The sequence below is a fragment of the Pseudorhodoferax soli genome (genome assembly GCF_003337555.1).
Taxonomy (GTDB): domain Bacteria; phylum Pseudomonadota; class Gammaproteobacteria; order Burkholderiales; family Burkholderiaceae_C; genus Pseudorhodoferax; species Pseudorhodoferax soli.
Genome location: NZ_QPJK01000002.1, coordinates 624,397 through 641,373, shown reverse-complemented (window position 1 = coordinate 641,373; position 16,977 = coordinate 624,397). Strand labels below are relative to the sequence as shown.

The following is a 16,977-nucleotide window of genomic DNA, read 5'->3' as shown; positions in this document are numbered from 1 at the left end:
ATCGGTGTGCTAGAGTCGCGCCCGATGTCTGCCTCCCGCGCCTTTTACTTTGCCTACTTTTGGTTCCCGGAATCCGGCGGACGAGAGGCGCGCGCGTAAACAGCAGACGACAGAACCTCCAAGAACCGCCGGTACCGCAAGGACCGGCGGTTTTTTTTGGCCCCAACGATTTCACAACCACAGGAAGAGACCATGAGCACGCAACAGACCCCAGACGCCTGGTACGCGACCGTCGACAAGACCAGCCAGACCGACGACGAACGCATCAAGGACATCAACGTGCTCCCGCCTCCCGAACACTTGATCCGCTTCTTCCCGATCCGCGGGACGCCGGTCGAGGCGCTGATCGGCCGCACCCGCGGGCGCATCCACGACATCATGGCCGGCCAGGACGACCGCCTGCTGGTGGTCATCGGACCGTGTTCGATCCACGACCCGGCCGCTGCACTGGAGTACGCGCGGCGCCTGAAGCCCTTGCGCGACAAATACGCCGACGACCTGGAGATCGTCATGCGGGTCTACTTCGAGAAGCCGCGCACCACCGTGGGTTGGAAGGGTTTGATCAACGATCCCTACCTGGACGAGAGCTACCGCATCGACGAAGGACTGCGCATCGCGCGGCAGCTGTTGATCGACATCAACCGGCTCGGCCTGCCGGCCGGCAGTGAGTTTCTGGATGTGATCTCACCGCAGTACATCGGCGACCTGATCGCCTGGGGTGCGATCGGCGCGCGCACCACCGAAAGCCAGGTCCATCGCGAGCTGGCCTCGGGCCTGTCGGCACCGATCGGCTTCAAGAACGGCACGGACGGCAACATCCGGATCGCCACCGACGCCATACAGGCGGCTGCGCGCGGTCACCACTTCCTGTCGGTGCACAAGAACGGCCAGGTCGCCATCGTGCAGACCAACGGCAACAAGGATTGCCATGTGATCCTGCGCGGCGGCAAGGCCCCCAACTACGACGCCGCCAGCGTGGCTGCTGCCTGCAAGGAGCTGGAGGCGGCGGGCATGCAGCCCAAGCTCATGGTGGATTGCAGCCACGCCAACAGCAGCAAGCAGCACGAGAAGCAGACCGAGGTGGCGGGCGACATCGCGGCCCAGATCGCCGGTGGCTCGCGCCAGGTGTTCGGGGTGATGGTGGAAAGCCACCTTGTGGCCGGCGCGCAGAAGTTCACGCCGGGCAAGGACGACGTGCGCGCGCTGGCCTACGGCAAGAGCATCACCGATGCCTGCCTGGGCTGGGAGCCTTCGGTCGATGTGCTGGAGACCCTGGCCCGGGCCGTGGCGAAGCGCCGGGCTGCGGCCACCTCATCCTGAAGTGGGGTTTGCGTCGATTGCCGCGGCCCGGTGCCGCGGCGATGCTGAAGGCTTTTGGGGGAAGCCATGCGCAGTGAAGTGTCCGTGCGGCTGGCCGGTGGCCAGGAGCTGCGTTTCGATCTCGAGGATGCCGCGCCCATGCCGCAGGAGCAGGCGCGCAGCTGGCTGGACACGCAGTTCGTGCAGTTGGAATGCGAGCCCCTGCGTGCCACCGGCAAGGTGCTGCTGGCCGACAAGCTGATCGCGATCGCGCGCGCCGCCGGGCCCGAACTGCTCGCCGATCCGCAGTGGTTCGCGCGCTTTGCGCGTGCCGCGAGCGCGGCCCTGGCCAAGCCGGTCGTGCGGCTCGACCTGGACCAGCTGACCGTCAGCTACTGAGCGAAGCGCGCCTTGAGCGCGTCGAGCAGGCGGGCGTGCACGCCGCCGAAGCCGCCGTTGCTCATGCACAGCAGGTGGTCGCCAGGCCGCACGGCGGCCAGCACCTGGGCGAGCAGCTCGTCGATGCTGTCGGCCACCTGCAGGCGCGTGCCCATCTCGGCCAGGGCCTCGCGCGGGTCCCAGCCCAGCCCGGCCGCGTGGCAAAACGCCAGATCGGCCGACGCCAGGCTCCACGGCAGCTTGGCGCTCATGCTGCCCAGCTTCATGGTGTTGCTGCGCGGCTCGAAGATGGCCAGGATGCGACCGCCGGCCGGGCCGATCTGCGCGCGCAGGCCGTCCACCGTGGTGCGGATGGCCGTGGGGTGGTGGGCGAAGTCGTCGTAGACACGCACCGTCTCGCCGTTGGCCGCGACTTCGCCGCGCAGTTCCATGCGCCGGCGCACGTTCTCGAAGCGCTGCAGCGCCTCGGCCGCCACCGCGGGCGCCACGCCCAGGTGTTCAGCCGCAGCGATGGCTGCCAGCGCGTTCATCCGGTTGTGCAGGCCCGACAGCGCCCAATGCACCTCTGCCACTGGCCGGCCCTGGTCGTGCACGCTGAAGCGCTCGGCCGTGCCTTCGGCCGTGAAGCGCCCGCCCGCGCCGAAACCCACGGTCTCGCTCCAACAGCCCTGGGCCAGGACGCGGCCGAGGCTGGCTTCCCCGGCGTTGACGACCACGCGCCCCTGGCCGGGCACGGTGCGCACCAGGTGGTGGAACTGGCGTTCGATGGCGGCCAGGTCGTCGAAGATGTCGGCGTGGTCGAACTCCAGGTTGTTCAGCACGGCCGTGCGCGGGCGGTAATGCACGAACTTGCTGCGCTTGTCGAAGAAGGCCGTGTCGTACTCGTCGGCCTCGATCACGAAGCAGCCGTCACCCGCGCCGAGCCGCGCCGAAATGCCGAAGTTCAGCGGCACGCCGCCGACCAGAAAGCCCGGGTTCAGGCCGGCGCATTCGAGCACCCAGGCCAGCATCGAGGTCGTGGTGGTCTTGCCGTGCGTGCCGGCGACCGCCAGGACATGGCGGCCCCGCAGGATGTGCTCGGCCAGCCATTGCGGGCCGCTGGTATAGGCCGCGCCCGCATCGAGGATGGCCTCCATGAGCGGGAATTTGGGTGTGCCGTCGGCCAGCCGGGCCCGCGACACGACGTTGCCGACGACGAAGACATCGGGCGCCAGGGCCAACTGGTCCGCGCCGAAGCCTTCGATCAAATCGATGCCGAGCGCCCGCAACTGCTCGCTCATGGGAGGGTAGACACCGGCATCGCAGCCGGTCACGCGGTGGCCTGCGCTGCGCGCGAGCGCCGCCAGGCCGCCCATGAAGGTGCCGCAGATGCCGAGGATATGGATGTGCATCGCGGGATTCTAGGAGTGGCGCAGGGGCTGTTCGGGTGGGGCGCACAATCTGTCCATGGACAACGCAAGTGCTGAGATTGCGGCCGTTGCGGCGCGCATGGTGGTCGACGACGGGTTGGAGTGGGGTGCCGCCAAGCGGCGCGCCGTTCAGCAGCTGGGCCTGGGCTCGCGCGCGCGGTTGCCGGGCAACGATGAACTGGAAGACGCTGTGCGCGAGCACATCGCCGTCTTCTGCGCCGACACCCAGCCGCGGGAACTGGCCGCACTGCGCCGGCTGGCGCTGACCTGGATGGAGCGGCTGGAGCCCTTCCGCCCGCACCTGGCGGGTGCCGTCTGGCATGGCACGGCCACGCGCCGGTCCGACATCTACCTGCAGCTGTTCTGCGACGACTCCAAGTCCACCGAGATCCTGCTGATCGACCGCGGCGTGCGCTACGAGCCCAGCACCGTGCCGGGTTTCCGCGGCGATCCCGTCGAGGCTTTGAGCCTGCAGAGCCAGTGCCCCGAGCTTGGCGAGACCATCGGCGTGCACCTGCTGGTGCACGATCTGGGAGACCTGCGCGGCGCGCTCAAGCCCGATACGCGCGGCCGCACGCTTCGCGGCAGCCTGGAGGCCGTGCGCAGGCTCGTTGCACAGGAGGCGACGCCATGAGCGCACGCATGTTTTCCCCCGCGCGGCGCGGTGTGTTGCTGGGCGCTGGCGCGGTGGCGCTGGTGGCCGGCTCAGGTTCCGCCTGGTGGCTGCGCCGCACAGGCGCTTCGGTTCCGGCAGAAAGTGCCGGCCTGTGGGCGCTGCAAAGCGAACGGCCCGAGGGCGGCACGCTGCCGATGGCCGGATTCCGGGGGCGTCCGCTGCTGGTCAACTTCTGGGCGCCGTGGTGCCCGCCGTGCGTGGAGGAGTTGCCGATGATCGACGCCTTCTTTCGTCAACATGCGCCGAACGGCTGGCAAGTCGTCGGATTGGCGGTGGACAAGCCGGCCGCCGTACAGAAGTTCCTGGGCAAGACGCCGGTCGGTTTCCCGGTGGGCATCCTGGGTCTGACGGGCCTGTCCGTGGTGAAAGAACTCGGCAATGCCGCCGGCGGTTTGCCCTTCACCTTGGTGCTGGATGCGACCGGACATGTGGCCGAACGTAAAATAGGGCAAATCACCCCCCAAGATTTGCAACGTTGGGCGACGCAAATAAGCGTTTCCTAGCCCCGCTGGCGCAAGTCTGTTCGCCGTTGATCGGCGAAGAACATCAAAAATGCCTGCAATAGGCGAAAGTTCGCTGGATTTGAGTTAGATTCCAGCCTTTTCGTCTGGGCGTCAGGAGCCTTCATGGATTTACGCAAACTCAAGACCTTGATCGACCTGGTCTCGGACTCCAACGTCTCCGAGCTGGAAATCACCGAAGCCGAAGGCAAGGTTCGCATCGTCAAGGGCGTCCCGCCCGGCCCCATGGCCTACGTGGCCGCACCCGTGCCGGCCGCGCAGCCCGCGGCGGAAGCGGCAGCCGCCCCGGCGGCGCCGGCGGCTCCCGCCGCAGCTCCAGCCATCAAGGGCCATGTGGCCAAGTCGCCCATGGTCGGCACCTTCTACCGCTCGCCCAGCCCGGGCGCCAAGGCCTTCGTCGAGATCGGCAGCACGGTCAAGGAAGGCGAGACGGTCTGCATCATCGAGGCCATGAAGATCCTCAACGAGATCGAGGCCGACAAGGCCGGCACGATCACGCAGATCCTGTGCGAGAACGGCCAGGCCGTCGAGTACGGTCAGCCGCTGTTCGTCATCGAATAAGCCGTCTCATGTTCAAGAAGATCCTGGTCGCCAACCGCGGCGCTCGCGTCGCGGCGCGGACGGACGCAGTCCGGCACACCGCGTTGGCACGCGCAGCGTGCGGGGCGATTTCGCCGCGGAGCCGCAATGTTTAAAAAAATCCTGGTCGCCAACCGCGGCGAAATCGCCTTGAGAATCCAGCGCGCCTGTCGCGAGCTGGGCATCAAGGCGGTGATGGTCTATTCAGAGGCCGACCGCGACGCCAAGTACGTGCGACTGGCGGACGAGGCCGTCTGCATCGGTCCGCCGCCCTCGGCGCAGAGCTACCTCAACATGCCGGCCATCATCTCGGCCGCCGAGGTGACAGATGCCGAAGCCATCCACCCCGGTTACGGTTTCCTGAGCGAGAACGCCGACTTCGCCGAGCGCGTCGAGAAGAGCGGCTTCCAGTTCATCGGCCCGACGCCCGAGAACATCCGCACGATGGGCGACAAGGTCGCCGCCAAGCAGGCCATGATCAAGGCAGGTGTGCCCTGCGTGCCGGGTTCCGATGGCGAACTGCCCGACGATCCGGTGCAGATGCGCCGCATCGCCAAGACCGTCGGCTACCCGGTGATCATCAAGGCCGCCGGCGGCGGTGGTGGGCGCGGCATGCGCGTGGTCCACACCGAGGCGGCGCTGGTCAACGCGGTGCAGATGACCAAGGCCGAGGCCGGCGTGGCCTTCGGCAACCCGGCCGTCTACATGGAGAAGTTCCTGCAGAACCCGCGGCACGTGGAGATCCAGATCCTCGCCGACAAGCACAAGAACGCCGTGTACCTGGGCGAGCGCGACTGCTCCATGCAGCGGCGCCACCAGAAGGTCATCGAGGAAGCGCCCGCGCCGGGCATCCCGCGCAAGCTGATCGAGCGCATTGGCGAGCGTTGCGTGGCGGCGTGCAAGCGCATCGGCTACCGCGGCGCCGGCACCTTCGAGTTCCTGTACGAGAACGGCGAGTTCTACTTCATCGAGATGAACACGCGCGTGCAGGTCGAGCATCCGGTGACCGAGCTGATCACCGGCGTGGACGTGGTGCGCACGCAGATCATGGTGGCGGCCGGCGAGAAGCTGCCGTTCACGCAGCGCCAGATCGAGATCCGCGGCCACGCCATCGAGTGCCGCGTGAACGCGGAAGACCCGTACAAGTTCACGCCTTCGCCGGGCCGCATCACGACTTGGCATGCGCCGGGCGGGCCGGGTGTGCGCGTGGATTCGCATGCCTACAGCAACTACTTCGTGCCGCCCAACTACGACTCCATGATCGGCAAGATCATCGTACACGGCGACACGCGCGAGCAGGCCATGGCACGCATGCGCACGGCGCTGGCCGAGACCGTCATCGAAGGCATCAACACCAACATCCCGCTGCACCGCGAGCTGATGGTCGACGCCAAGTTCATGGCCGGGGGCACCAACATCCACTACCTGGAAGAGTGGCTGGCACAGCACAAGCGGTGAGCGCCATGTTCGAACTGCGCCTGCTGTGCCCGGAGGACCGGGTCGAGACCCTGAGCGATGCGCTGGAGGCGCTGGACGCGCTGTCCGTCAGCGTCGAGGACGCCGACGGCGATACCGCCGTCGAGCAGGCCCTGTTCGGCGAGCCGGGCATGCCGCCCCCCGCCGAGGGCTGGCAGCGCTCGCGCCTGGTGGCCTTGTTCGCCACCGAGGCGCTGGCCGACGAGGCTGCGTTGCTGCTGCAGGCGCAGGATTTCTTCGCGGCCTGCACGCTGCAGGGCGTGAGCGCCGTGCCCGATGAAGACTGGGTGCGTTTGACGCAATCGCAGTTCGCGCCGGTCGAGATCACGCCGGCCTTCTGGATCGTGCCGACATGGCACGAGCCGCCGGCCGCGGCGCAGCATGTGCTGCGGCTGGACCCCGGCCTGGCTTTCGGCACCGGCACGCACCCGACCACGCGCATGTGCCTGCGATGGATCGCGGGCCGCGGTGCGGGCGGCGACTGGGGCCGCGTGCTGGACTATGGCTGCGGCTCTGGCATCCTGGCCATTGCGGCCGCCAAGCACGGTGCCGCCGAGGTGGATGCGGTCGACATCGACGAGGCCGCCGTGCAGGCCACCGGCGACAACGCCCGCGCCAATGGCGTGCACCTGCGGGCCGGCCTGCCCGATGCCTCGAGCGGCGCCTACCAGGTCGTTCTGGCCAACATCCTGGCCACGCCGCTCAAGATGCTGGCGCCCCTGCTCAGTGCCTATGTGGCACCTGGCGGTGCCCTGGTGCTGGCCGGCATCCTGGCGCGCCAGGCCGACGAACTCAAGGCGGCCTACGCGCCTTACCTGTCGTTGCAGGTGGCGGACGAGGAAGACGGCTGGATCCTCATGACGGCCACGCGCGGCGCACCGCGCTGAGCGCGCCCATGGCCCAGCTGATCACGCGCTGCCCTGCATGCGGAACCCGCTTCAGGGTCGTGCCCGATCAGCTGCGCATCTCCGAAGGCTGGGTGCGTTGCGGCCATTGCGCCGAGGTCTTCGACGCCGCCCGGCACCTGGGCGCGCCTGAGGAGACCGCGCAGGCGGCACTGCCGACGGCCGAGCCTGTGCCCGCCGAGCCGGCGCTGCCGCAGACGCCGCCTGCCGAGACCGAAGATCTTGCGCCGGCGCCCGAGCACGCGCCACCTTGGCCCGTGGCCGACGAGGACGTGCCCCCCTGGCTGCCCCATGCCCCCGCCGAGATCCCGGTGACCGATTCCGTCGCGTCGCTGGAGCAGGATCTGGCCGACTACGTGCAGGCGCAGGCCGCCGCACCGGTGCCCGAACCCGGCGTGGGCTTGCCTGGGCCGGGCACGGCCTTCGTGCCAGAGCTGCACCGCGTCAGCGCCGAACCGCTCGGCGCTGCCGGCCCGGCCGCCCGCGTCCCGGACGACCGGCCGGGCCGCCTCGTGGTGTCGCTGACGGAAGAGTCCGCGTCCATTCCGTTGCGAACGGCCAGCGCCGGCCACGCCATGCCGCTGCCGCTGCGCGCGGCGGCGGAGGACGCGCCGCGGCCCGCCCCGATGCCTGCGCGCGTGGTGGCTGCGCCGCCTGTGGCCCGGCCCGTTCCGCTGGATCCGGCGCATGCCGAACTCTCGTTCCTGCGCGATGCCGTGCCCGAGCCACCGACGGCGGCACCGGCGGCGGCGGTGCCGCGCACGCGCCTGTTCTGGTCGCTGGCCGCGGGCCTGGCCCTGGTGCTGCTGCTGTGGCAGTGGGCGGTGCACGAGCGCGACCGCCTCGCCGCCAGGGCGCCCGGCCTGCGCCCGCTGCTGGGCGCGCTGTGCGCGCCGCTGTCCTGCAGCGTACAGCCGCTGCGCCGCATCGATGCCATCGTCATCGACGGCTCGGCCTTCCAGGCCCTGGGCGACAGCGGCTACCGGCTCAGCCTGACGCTGCGCAACCGCGCCGCACACCCCGTGGCACTGCCGGCCATTGCGCTGACGCTGACCGACATCGCCGAGCAGCCTGTGCTGCGCCGCGTGCTGATGCCGCAGGAACTCGGCAGCCCGCCCGAGGCACTGGATGCCCATGGCGAATGGACGGCGGGCGCTGACTTGCAGATCGCCGACAGCGCGGGCCGCGCGCGCGTGGTGGGCTACCGCCTCGACCCCTTCTATCCCTGACCTTCCACCTTCCAGGAGTTCCCATGGCCAGCATCATCTGCGGCTCGCTCGCGTTCGACACCATCATGCGGTTTGAGGGCCGGTTCTCCGACCAGATCCTGCCCGACCAGATCCACAACCTGAACGTGTCCTTCCTGGTGCCGAGCCTGCGGCGGGACTTCGGCGGCTGCGCCGGCAACATCGCCTACGCGCTCAAGCAACTCGGTGGCGACCCGCTGCCCATGGCCACGCTGGGCACCGATGGCGCCGACTACCTGCAGCGCATGAAGGACCTGGGCATCGCCACCGACTACGTGAGCGTGGTGGAGGGCAGCTACACGGCCCAGGCCATGATCATGACGGACCATGACAACAACCAGATCACGGCCTTCCACCCCGGCGCCATGATGCAGGCGCACCAGACGCGCATCGAAGCGCGCAGCGACGTGAAGCTCGGCATCGTCTCGCCCGACGGGCGCGATGCCATGCTGCAGCATGCCGAGCAGTTCGCCGCCGCCGGCATCCCCTTCGTCTTCGATCCGGGGCAGGGCCTGCCGATGTTCGATGGCGCTGCGCTGCGCCATTTCGTCTCGCTGGCCACCTGGGTCACCGTCAACGACTACGAGGGCAAGATGCTCAGCGACCGCACCGGCCTGGGTTTCGCCGAGCTCTCGCGCCAGGTGCAGGGGCTGGTGGTCACGCTGGGCGGCGAAGGCAGCGAGGTCTGGATCGCTGGCGAGCGCACGCTGGTCGCGCCGGTGCCAGTGGACGAACTCGTCGATCCCACGGGCTGCGGCGACGCCTACCGCGGCGCATTGCTGTACGGGCTGGAGCGTGGCTGGCCGCTGGCGCGTTGCGCTGAGCTGGGCAGCCGCATCGGGGCCTTGAAGATCGCCCAGCGCGGCCCGCAGAACTACAGCGTGGACCGCGCGGCATGGGGCCTGTGACCCAGCCTGCGAGCTCCGCATGAAATGAAAAAGCCCGGGGCCTTGCGGCACCGGGCTTGGTCGCGCCTTGCAGCGCAACGCTCAGGGCTTGCTGGCCGTTGGGAACGGCCAGGCGGCCTGCGGGTTCAGCGTGGTCTGCGTGGACGCTGCAGGGGCAGCGGCAGCAGGCACAGGGGCCGCTTTCTTTGCAGGTTTCTTGGCAGCAGCCTTCTTGGCAGGGGCGGCCTTGGCGGTCGCCTTCTTGGCCGGAGCGGCCTTCTTGGCAGCAGCCTTCTTGGCGGGAGCAGCGGCCTTCTTGGCGGCCGGAGCGGCAGCCTTCTTGGCCGGAGCGGCCTTCTTGGCGGGCGCAGCCTTCTTGGCCGGAGCGGCCTTCTTGGCGGGCGCAGCCTTCTTGGCCGGAGCGGCCTTCTTGGCGGGCGCAGCCTTCTTCGCCGGTGCTGCCTTCTTCGCAGGCGCAGCCTTCTTCGCCGGTGCTGCCTTCTTCGCAGGTGCAGCCTTCTTTGCCGGTGCGGCCTTCTTCGCAGGCGCAGCCTTCTTGGCCGGAGCAGCGGCCTTCTTCGCCGGAGCAGCAGCCTTCTTGGCCGGAGCGGCCTTCTTCGCCGGAGCAGCGGCCTTCTTCGCCGGGGCGGCCTTCTTAGCGGCCGGTTTCTTCGCAGTTGCCATGGTTTTCTCCTTGATCGGATTACAAAGAGCACTTGGGGCGCGTTGGGGCGCCACAAGCGATGCATGGCGTTGGGGCCGAAAGCCCCAGCGCCATGGATTCAGGACACGTACACGCCGGCACTCTGTCGGTGCGGTTCGGAGGGCGTGACGTGCGGTAGAACATGTTGTTGTCGGTGTCTCAGTCCCAGGACAGCGCGCCGCCGGACTGGTACTCGATGACGCGCGTCTCGAAGAAGTTGCGTTCCTTCTTCAGGTCGATCATCTCGCTCATCCAGGGGAACGGGTTCTCTTCGTTCGGGAACAGCGGCTCCAGGCCGATCTGCGTGGCGCGCCGGTTGGCGATGTAGCGCAGGTAACCCTTGAACATCGAGGCGTTCATGCCGAGCACGCCGCGCGGCATGGTGTCTTCGGCATAGCGGTACTCGAGTGCGACGGCCTTCTCGAACAACACCTTGATCTCGGCCTTGAACTCGGGTGTCCATAGGTGCGGGTTCTCCAGCTTCAGCTGGTTGATCAGGTCGATGCCGAAGTTGCAGTGCATGGACTCGTCGCGCAGGATGTACTGGTACTGCTCGGCCGCACCCGTCATCTTGTTCTGCCGGCCCAGCGCCAGGATCTGCGTGAAGCCGACGTAGAAGAACAGACCTTCCATGAGGCATGCGAACACGATCAGGCTCTTGAGCAGGGTCTGGTCGTTCTCGGGCGTGCCGGTGTGGAAGTTCGGGTCCATGATCGCCTCGATGAAGGGGATCAGGAACTGGTCCTTGTCGCGGATCGACTGCACCTCGTTGTAGGCGTTGAAGATCTCGGATTCATCGAGACCCAGCGACTCCACGATGTACTGGTAGGCGTGCGTGTGGATCGCTTCCTCGAAGGCCTGGCGCAGCAGGAACTGGCGGCACTCGGGCGCCGTGATGTGGCGGTAGGTGCCCAGCACGATGTTGTTGGCGGCCAGCGAATCGGCCGTCACGAAGAAGCCGAGGTTGCGCTTGACGATGCGACGCTCGTCCTCCGTCAGGCCGTTCGGGTCCTTCCAGAGCGCGATGTCGCGGTTCATGTTCACTTCCTGCGGCATCCAGTGGTTGGCGCAGGTGGCGAGGTACTTTTCCCAGGCCCACTTGTACTTGAACGGCACCAGCTGGTTGACGTCGGTCTGGCCGTTGATGATGCGCTTGTCGGCCGCGTTCACGCGGCGTGCGCTGGCACCTGCGGCTTCGGCGGCGCGCGGTGCGGCGACCGGCGGCAGTGCGACATCGGGCAGGCGCGATGCGCTTGCAGCAGCGTTGAAAGTGGAGGCTTGAACCGCGGCCGTTGCGGCGGCGGGAACGGCATTCACGGATTTGGGAGGGACCGCTGCCTCGCGGTGTCCCGAGGACCCGCCGTGTGGTGTGGATTGCGAGGAGGGCTTGACTTCGTCGTCCCAGGTAAGCATAGATTTTCCAGTGCCGAGATTATGAAAGCGGCGCCCTGAAAAGCAAAGGCTTCACCAAGGGCGCCGTGCATGTTTGTTGCTCCTGTGCATCGCAAAAACGCGTAGGCGAAATGCGATGCGACAGGTGTTGCGCTCAGCGCTTCATCGCGGTCTTACTGACAGGCTTCGCAGGTGGGGTCGTCCACGCCGCAGAACTTCACATCGGTGGCCGCCGATGCGGCGAGCGGCGCATTCATCTGCGCGTCCATCTGTGCACGCGCCTTGGCCGCTGCGGCATCGAGCGCGCTCATGCCGGGTGCTGCGCCGGCACCCGAAGACACCGCGTTCAGACGGCCCGGTGCGACCGTCGACTTCTCTGCGTGCGTGGCGCTGCGCGTGCGCAGGTAGTAGGTGGTCTTCAGGCCGCGCGTCCAGGCCAGCTTGTAGGTGTCGTCGAGCTTCTTGCCCGAGGCGCCAGCCATGTAGATGTTCAGCGACTGGGCCTGGTCGATCCACTTCTGGCGGCGTGCCGCGGCTTCGACGAGCCAGGCCGGCTCGACCTCGAAGGCCGTGGCGTACAGCGACTTGATCTCCTGCGGCACGCGGTCGATGGGCTCGAGCGAACCGTCGAAGTGCTTGAGGTCCATGACCATCACGTCGTCCCACAGGTGAAGGCGCTTGAGGTCGGCCACGAGGTAATGGTTGATGACCGTGAACTCGCCCGACAGGTTGGACTTCACCGAGAGATTGCCGAAGCAGGGCTCGATGGAGGCGTCCACGCCGATGATGTTGGAGATGGTCGCGGTCGGCGCGATGGCCACGCAGTTGGAGTTGCGCATGCCGTCCTGCTTGATCTTGGCGCGCAGCGCGTCCCAATCCAGCGTGGCCGAGCGGTCGACTTCCACGTAGCCGCCGCGGGCCTGCTCGAGCAGGCTCAAGGAGTCCATCGGCAAGATGCCCTTGTCCCACAGCGAACCCTTGAAGCTGGAGTAGCGGCCGCGTTCGGCTGCCAGGTCGGTCGAGGCCCAGTAGGCGAAGTAGCAGACGGCTTCCATCGAGGTGTCGGCGAACTGCACGGCAGCGTCGCTGGCGTAGGGGATGCGCAGCTCGTACAGCGCGTCCTGGAAGCCCATCACGCCCAGGCCCACGGGGCGGTGGCGCAGGTTGGAGTCGCGCGCCTTCTTCACGGCGTAGTAGTTGATGTCGATCACGTTGTCGAGCATGCGCATCGCCGTCGAGATCGTCTTCTTGAGCTTCTCGTGGTCGACCGACTTGCCGTCAGGGCCGTCCTTCAGATGCTGCAGCAGGTTCACCGAACCCAGGTTGCAGACGGCGGTCTCGGTGTCGCTGGTGTTCAGCGTGATCTCGGTGCACAGGTTGGACGAGTGCACCACGCCCACGTGCTGCTGGGGCGAACGCACGTTGCAGGCGTCCTTGAACGTGATCCAGGGATGGCCGGTCTCGAACAGCATCGAGAGCATCTTGCGCCACAGGTCGGTGGCCGGGACGGTCTTGCTGGGCTTGATGTCGCCGCGCGCAGCCTTCTCTTCGTAGGCCACGTAGGCCTTCTCGAAGTCGGCGCCAAAGAGATCATGCAGGTCAGGCACGTTGGAGGGCGAAAACAAGGTCCACTGGCCCTTCTCCATGACACGGCGCATGAACAGGTCCGGAATCCAGTTGGCCGTGTTCATGTCGTGCGTGCGGCGGCGGTCGTCGCCGGTGTTCTTGCGCAGCTCCAGGAACTCCTCGATGTCCAGGTGCCAGCTCTCAAGGTACGTGCAGACCGCGCCCTTGCGCTTGCCGCCCTGGTTCACGGCCACGGCCGTGTCGTTGACAACCTTGAGGAAGGGCACCACGCCCTGCGATTCGCCGTTCGTGCCCTTGATGTGCGAGCCCAGCGCGCGCACGCGCGTCCAGTCGTTGCCCAGGCCGCCAGCGAACTTGGACAGCAGGGCGTTCTCCTTGATCGACTCGTAGATGCCGTCCAGGTCGTCGGGCACGGTGGTCAGGTAGCAGGAGGACAGCTGCGAGCGCAGCGTGCCGCTGTTGAACAGCGTGGGCGTGGAGGACATGAAGTCGAACGAGGACAGCACCTCGTAGAACTCGATGGCGCGCGCCTCGCGGTCGATCTCGCCCAGCGCCAGGCCCATGGCCACGCGCATGAAGAAGGCCTGCGGCAGCTCGATGCGGGCCTTCTTGACGTGCAGGAAGTAGCGGTCGTACAGGGTCTGCAGGCCCAGGTAGTCGAACTTCATGTCGCGCTCGGCCTTGAGCGCCGCACCCAGGCGGGCCAGGTCGTACTGCAGCAGCTTCTCGTCCAGCAGCTCGTTCTCCACGCCCTTCTTGATGTAGTGCGGGAAGTAGTCGGCGTAGGCCGTGCCCATGTCCGCCTGCAGCACTTCGCGGCCCAGGACTTCCTTGACGATGGTGTGCAGCAGCAACCGGGCCGTGGCGTAGGTGTAGTCGGGGTCCTTCTCGATCAGCGTGCGGGCGGCCAGGATGGCGGCCTTGAACACCTCTTCGAGCGGCACACCGTCGTACAGGTTGCGCATGGTCTCGGCCACGATGGGATCGGGCTTGACGTCCGCGCCCAGGCCGGCGCAGGCGTTGGCGATCAGCTGCTGCAGGTCGGCCAGGTTGAGCGCCACGCGCTCGCCGCCGTCCAGCACATGCAGCGTGGGGGCAGCGGCCGGCTGCTCCTGCTCGCCCTGGCGGGCGCGTTCCTGCGTGCGACGTTCCCGGTACAGCACATACGCGCGGGCGATCTCGTGGTGGCCGCCACGCATGAGGCCCAGTTCGACCTGGTCCTGCACGTCCTCGATGTGGAAGGTGCCGCCGCCCGGGCGCGAACGCATCAGCGCGCGCGTGACGGCCTGCGTGAGGCCGTCCACGGTCTCGCGCACGCTGGCCGAGGCCGCGCCCTGGGTGCCGTGCACGGCCAGGAAGGCCTTCATCATGGCCACGGCGATCTTGTTGGGCTCGAACGGCACGACGGCGCCATTGCGGCGAATGATCTGGTAATGCGCCAGCGCGTTCGGCGCAGTGCTGTCGGCGGTGGCGGCGCGTGCAGCAGCGGCCATGGGAGACAGTTGCGAGGCGGATGGGAGGTGAGCTGCAGTTTGCATGGCTTCCTTGTGTGTGCTGGGTACGGGGTCGAAATCTGGCGGTGTGTCGTCACCGCAAACGGGGCCTGGGCGCACCAGAAAAGAGCTCCGGGCCGGGCCCCATATCTAGGGTCCGCAGGCATTCTAGCCACTACAGGTAGCGTGTCCTGCAGCTTTTTGTGTGGAATTTCCAAGGACCCCGCGCAGCGCCAGCAGTGGTGCGCCATGGTCGCGCAAAGATGAGGCTCCATGCGGGATGGCGCCCCATTCCGCCTCGCAGGCGGCATGGTTGCTGGGCCTGCCCGCGAGGGCCTTCGCAGCGCGTTCCTGCAACCTGTTCTAGATGGGGGCGGATCGGCGCACCGCAAGCGGAAACCAGTCGGCCGGCCAGCCCGTGCCCTGCTCGAGCGCGGCCCAATCGAAACCCGGTCCGGGGTCCTGCTTGCGGCCGGGCGCCACATGCTCGTGGCCGGCCACATGGGCGATCGGGTAACGCTGGGCCAGCGCCGTGCACAGGCTGGTCAGGGTGTCGTACTGGGCCGCCTCGAAGCGCTCGCCCTCCAGGCCCTCGAGTTCGATGCCGATGGAGTCGTCGTTGCACTCGTCGCGGCCCCGCCAATGCGAGCGGCCGGCATGCCAGGCACGCGCGTCGGCATCGACGAACTGCCAGAGTTCGCCGCCGCGCCGGATCAGGAAATGCGCCGAGACCTGCAGGCCGCGGATCTGCGCGAAGTAGGGGTGGGCTTCCCAGTCGAGCCGGTTGTCGAACAGGGCCAGGATCTCGTCGCCCCCGTACTGGCCCGGCGGCAGGCTGATGGAGTGCAGCACCACGAGGTCGATGCGCGCGCCGGCCGGCCGCGGCCCGAAGTTGGGCGAGGGCTGGTGCCGTGCGAAACGGTACCAGCCGCCCCGCCAGAGTGCCTCAAGCGGCGCCGCCGGCTCACTCGTCATGGGGTTCGTTGTCCTGCGGCGTGGCGATGTTGAGCCGCGCGATGCGGTAGCGGATCTGCCGCAGCGACAGGCCCAGCCGCGCCGCCGCGGCGGTGCGGTTGAAGCCGGTCTCGTGCAGCACCCGTACGAGGATGGCGCGCTCCTGCCGGTCCAGGTAGGCCTGCAGGTCGCTGGGCGTGGCCTCGTCGGCTGCCGGCAGTGGCGCCAGTGCCTGGCTGGCGCTGTCGGGGAAATCGGCGCTGAGTTCATCGCCTTCGCTCATGGCCACGGCGCGGTGCAGCAGGTTCTCGAGTTCTCGCACGTTGCCGGCCAGCGGATGCTGCTGCAGTTCGGCCAGCAGCGCGCTGGAAGGCGGCGGCACGTGCACCCCGGATTCGTGCGCGATGCGGCCCAGCAGGGCCGTGCACAGTGCCGGCAGGTCGTCGCGGCGCTCGCGCAGCGGCGGCACCACGATCTCGATCACATTGAGGCGGTAGTACAGGTCTTGCCGGAAGCGGCCGGCCTTGACCTCGGCCGCCAGGTCCTTGTGGGTGGCGCTGACGATGCGCACGTCCACCGTGTCCTCCTGGGTGGAGCCCAGTGGCCGCACGCTGCGCTCCTGGATGGCACGCAGCAGCTTGGACTGCATGGCCAGCGGCAAGTCGCCGATCTCGTCGAGGAACAGCGTGCCGCCGCGCGCGGCCTGGAAGTAGCCCAGCCTGTCGGTCAGCGCGCCGGTGTAGGAGCCCTTCTTGGCGCCGAAGAACTCGGCCTCGAGCAGGTTCTCGGGAATGGCGCCGCAGTTCACGGCCACCAGCGGCGCGGCGGCGCGGTGGCTGGCGGCGTGCAGGGCCTGGGCCACGAGTTCCTTGCCAGTGCCCGACTCGCCGCGCACCAGCACCGGTGCCATGCTGCGCGCCACCTTGAGGATGCGCTGCTTGACCTGGCGCATGGGCTCGGACTCGCCGACCAGCCGGTCCAGCGCCGGCGCCGTCGGGGCCGTGCCGCCGGGCTGGCTGCTGCGCGCAACCGGGCGTGGCGCCACCGCGTCGTGCTCCTGCAGGGCCGAGGCCACCACGGCGCGGAACTGCTTGAGGTCCACCGGCTTGGTCAGGTAGTCGAAGGCGCCGGCCTTGAGCGCCTCCACGGCGTTCTCGGCCGAGCCGTAGGCCGTGATGACGATGCAGCGCTCGGTGCGCTGCTGCGCACGCAACTCCTGCAGCAGCGTGAGGCCCAGGCCGTCGGGCAGCCGCATGTCGGTGATGACGGCACGAAAGCGCTGCTCCTGCAGCGCCGCCTGCGCCTCGGCCAGGGTGCCGGCCGTCTCCACGCGGTGGCCCTCGCGCAGCAGCGTGAGCTCGTACAGCGTGCGCAGGTCGGGCTCGTCGTCCACCACCAGGACGCTGGCAGGTGACGACGCGGAAGGGGCTTGCGTGTGCGGCGGCATGGC

15 protein-coding genes are annotated in these 16,977 nt (G+C 68.1%); 9 read left to right on the top strand and 6 right to left on the bottom strand.

Going from position 1 to position 16,977, the window contains the following annotated elements; all coding sequences use genetic code 11:
- The first annotated feature begins 192 nt into the window (after positions 1-192).
- Both DES41_RS09695 and DES41_RS09690 read left to right on the top strand, forming a co-directional pair.
- Entirely contained in the window at positions 193-1,320 is a 1,128-nt protein-coding gene (locus tag DES41_RS09695) for a 3-deoxy-7-phosphoheptulonate synthase (RefSeq protein WP_114467413.1), read from the top strand.
- Positions 1,321-1,386: 66 nt separating this feature from the next.
- Positions 1,387-1,698, top strand: a complete 312-nt coding sequence (locus DES41_RS09690; protein ID WP_114467412.1) for a hypothetical protein — start codon at positions 1,387-1,389, stop codon at positions 1,696-1,698.
- On the opposite strand, the gene mpl is transcribed toward DES41_RS09690, so the two are convergent.
- On the bottom strand, positions 1,692-3,089 hold the full coding sequence (mpl, locus tag DES41_RS09685) for a UDP-N-acetylmuramate:L-alanyl-gamma-D-glutamyl-meso-diaminopimelate ligase (protein ID WP_114467411.1): 1,398 nt from the start codon (positions 3,087-3,089) through the stop codon (positions 1,692-1,694). The two genes, DES41_RS09690 and mpl, sit on opposite strands and share 7 nt — an antisense overlap.
- Positions 3,090-3,144: 55 nt before the next feature.
- Here mpl and DES41_RS09680 point away from each other — a divergent pair, with 55 nt between their 5' ends.
- The 7 genes from DES41_RS09680 to DES41_RS09650 all read left to right on the top strand — a co-directional run bounded on the left by DES41_RS09680 (position 3,145) and on the right by DES41_RS09650 (position 9,419).
- Entirely contained in the window at positions 3,145-3,741 is a 597-nt protein-coding gene (locus DES41_RS09680) for a hypothetical protein (protein ID WP_114467410.1), read from the top strand.
- Entirely contained in the window at positions 3,738-4,286 is a 549-nt protein-coding gene (locus tag DES41_RS09675; protein WP_245965641.1) for a TlpA family protein disulfide reductase, read from the top strand. Before DES41_RS09680 ends, DES41_RS09675 begins: the two co-directional genes overlap by 4 nt.
- A gap of 123 nt (positions 4,287-4,409) precedes the next feature.
- A complete protein-coding gene (gene accB, locus DES41_RS09670) occupies positions 4,410-4,865 on the top strand; it encodes an acetyl-CoA carboxylase biotin carboxyl carrier protein (protein ID WP_114467409.1) in 456 nt (151 codons plus the stop codon).
- 126 nt (positions 4,866-4,991) lie between these two features.
- Positions 4,992-6,341: an acetyl-CoA carboxylase biotin carboxylase subunit gene (gene accC / locus DES41_RS09665; RefSeq protein ID WP_114467408.1), complete on the top strand. Its 1,350-nt coding sequence runs from the start codon at positions 4,992-4,994 to the stop codon at positions 6,339-6,341.
- 5 nt (positions 6,342-6,346) lie between these two features.
- Positions 6,347-7,246, top strand: a complete 900-nt coding sequence (prmA, locus tag DES41_RS09660) for a 50S ribosomal protein L11 methyltransferase (protein WP_114467407.1) — start codon at positions 6,347-6,349, stop codon at positions 7,244-7,246.
- A gap of 8 nt (positions 7,247-7,254) precedes the next feature.
- Complete coding sequence (locus DES41_RS09655) at positions 7,255-8,493, top strand: DUF3426 domain-containing protein (RefSeq protein ID WP_114467406.1); 1,239 nt, start codon at positions 7,255-7,257, stop codon at positions 8,491-8,493.
- Positions 8,494-8,516: 23 nt separating this feature from the next.
- Positions 8,517-9,419 (top strand): carbohydrate kinase family protein, encoded by a 903-nt coding sequence (locus DES41_RS09650; protein WP_114467405.1) that lies wholly within the window; start codon positions 8,517-8,519, stop codon positions 9,417-9,419.
- 81 nt (positions 9,420-9,500) lie between these two features.
- On the opposite strand, the gene DES41_RS09645 is transcribed toward DES41_RS09650, so the two are convergent.
- The 5 genes from DES41_RS09645 to DES41_RS09625 all read right to left on the bottom strand — a co-directional run bounded on the left by DES41_RS09645 (position 9,501) and on the right by DES41_RS09625 (position 16,974).
- A complete protein-coding gene (locus DES41_RS09645; RefSeq protein WP_114467404.1) occupies positions 9,501-10,082 on the bottom strand; it encodes a histone in 582 nt (193 codons plus the stop codon).
- Between the two features lie 178 nt (positions 10,083-10,260).
- Entirely contained in the window at positions 10,261-11,514 is a 1,254-nt protein-coding gene (locus DES41_RS09640) for a ribonucleotide-diphosphate reductase subunit beta (protein ID WP_114467403.1), read from the bottom strand.
- 152 nt (positions 11,515-11,666) lie between these two features.
- On the bottom strand, positions 11,667-14,573 hold the full coding sequence (locus DES41_RS09635) for a ribonucleoside-diphosphate reductase subunit alpha (RefSeq protein WP_245965640.1): 2,907 nt from the start codon (positions 14,571-14,573) through the stop codon (positions 11,667-11,669).
- A 363-nt stretch (positions 14,574-14,936) separates the two neighbouring features.
- Positions 14,937-15,548 carry a 1,6-anhydro-N-acetylmuramyl-L-alanine amidase AmpD gene (gene ampD, locus DES41_RS09630; RefSeq protein ID WP_114467401.1) on the bottom strand — a complete coding sequence of 204 codons (612 nt, stop codon included), beginning with the start codon at positions 15,546-15,548 and terminating at the stop codon, positions 14,937-14,939.
- The gene (locus tag DES41_RS09625; protein WP_114467400.1) at positions 15,538-16,974 is read right to left on the bottom strand and encodes a sigma-54-dependent transcriptional regulator; all 1,437 of its coding nucleotides are present in this window, start codon (positions 16,972-16,974) and stop codon (positions 15,538-15,540) included. Before DES41_RS09625 ends, ampD begins: the two co-directional genes overlap by 11 nt.
- Positions 16,975-16,977 lie beyond the last annotated feature (3 nt).

What these genes read in the sequence shown, in the direction of transcription:
- DES41_RS09695 (WP_114467413.1), top strand. Translation starts at nt 193, where the DNA reads ATGAGCACGCAACAGACCCCAGACGCCTGGTACGCGACCGTCGACAAG.
- DES41_RS09690 (WP_114467412.1), top strand. Translation starts at nt 1,387, where the DNA reads ATGCGCAGTGAAGTGTCCGTGCGGCTGGCCGGTGGCCAGGAGCTGCGT.
- mpl (WP_114467411.1), bottom strand. Translation starts at nt 3,089, where the DNA reads ATGCACATCCATATCCTCGGCATCTGCGGCACCTTCATGGGCGGCCTG.
- DES41_RS09680 (WP_114467410.1), top strand. Translation starts at nt 3,145, where the DNA reads ATGGACAACGCAAGTGCTGAGATTGCGGCCGTTGCGGCGCGCATGGTG.
- DES41_RS09675 (WP_245965641.1), top strand. Translation starts at nt 3,738, where the DNA reads ATGAGCGCACGCATGTTTTCCCCCGCGCGGCGCGGTGTGTTGCTGGGC.
- accB (WP_114467409.1), top strand. Translation starts at nt 4,410, where the DNA reads ATGGATTTACGCAAACTCAAGACCTTGATCGACCTGGTCTCGGACTCC.
- accC (WP_114467408.1), top strand. Translation starts at nt 4,992, where the DNA reads ATGTTTAAAAAAATCCTGGTCGCCAACCGCGGCGAAATCGCCTTGAGA.
- prmA (WP_114467407.1), top strand. Translation starts at nt 6,347, where the DNA reads ATGTTCGAACTGCGCCTGCTGTGCCCGGAGGACCGGGTCGAGACCCTG.
- DES41_RS09655 (WP_114467406.1), top strand. Translation starts at nt 7,255, where the DNA reads ATGGCCCAGCTGATCACGCGCTGCCCTGCATGCGGAACCCGCTTCAGG.
- DES41_RS09650 (WP_114467405.1), top strand. Translation starts at nt 8,517, where the DNA reads ATGGCCAGCATCATCTGCGGCTCGCTCGCGTTCGACACCATCATGCGG.
- DES41_RS09645 (WP_114467404.1), bottom strand. Translation starts at nt 10,082, where the DNA reads ATGGCAACTGCGAAGAAACCGGCCGCTAAGAAGGCCGCCCCGGCGAAG.
- DES41_RS09640 (WP_114467403.1), bottom strand. Translation starts at nt 11,514, where the DNA reads ATGCTTACCTGGGACGACGAAGTCAAGCCCTCCTCGCAATCCACACCA.
- DES41_RS09635 (WP_245965640.1), bottom strand. Translation starts at nt 14,573, where the DNA reads ATGGCCGCTGCTGCACGCGCCGCCACCGCCGACAGCACTGCGCCGAAC.
- ampD (WP_114467401.1), bottom strand. Translation starts at nt 15,548, where the DNA reads ATGACGAGTGAGCCGGCGGCGCCGCTTGAGGCACTCTGGCGGGGCGGC.
- DES41_RS09625 (WP_114467400.1), bottom strand. Translation starts at nt 16,974, where the DNA reads ATGCCGCCGCACACGCAAGCCCCTTCCGCGTCGTCACCTGCCAGCGTC.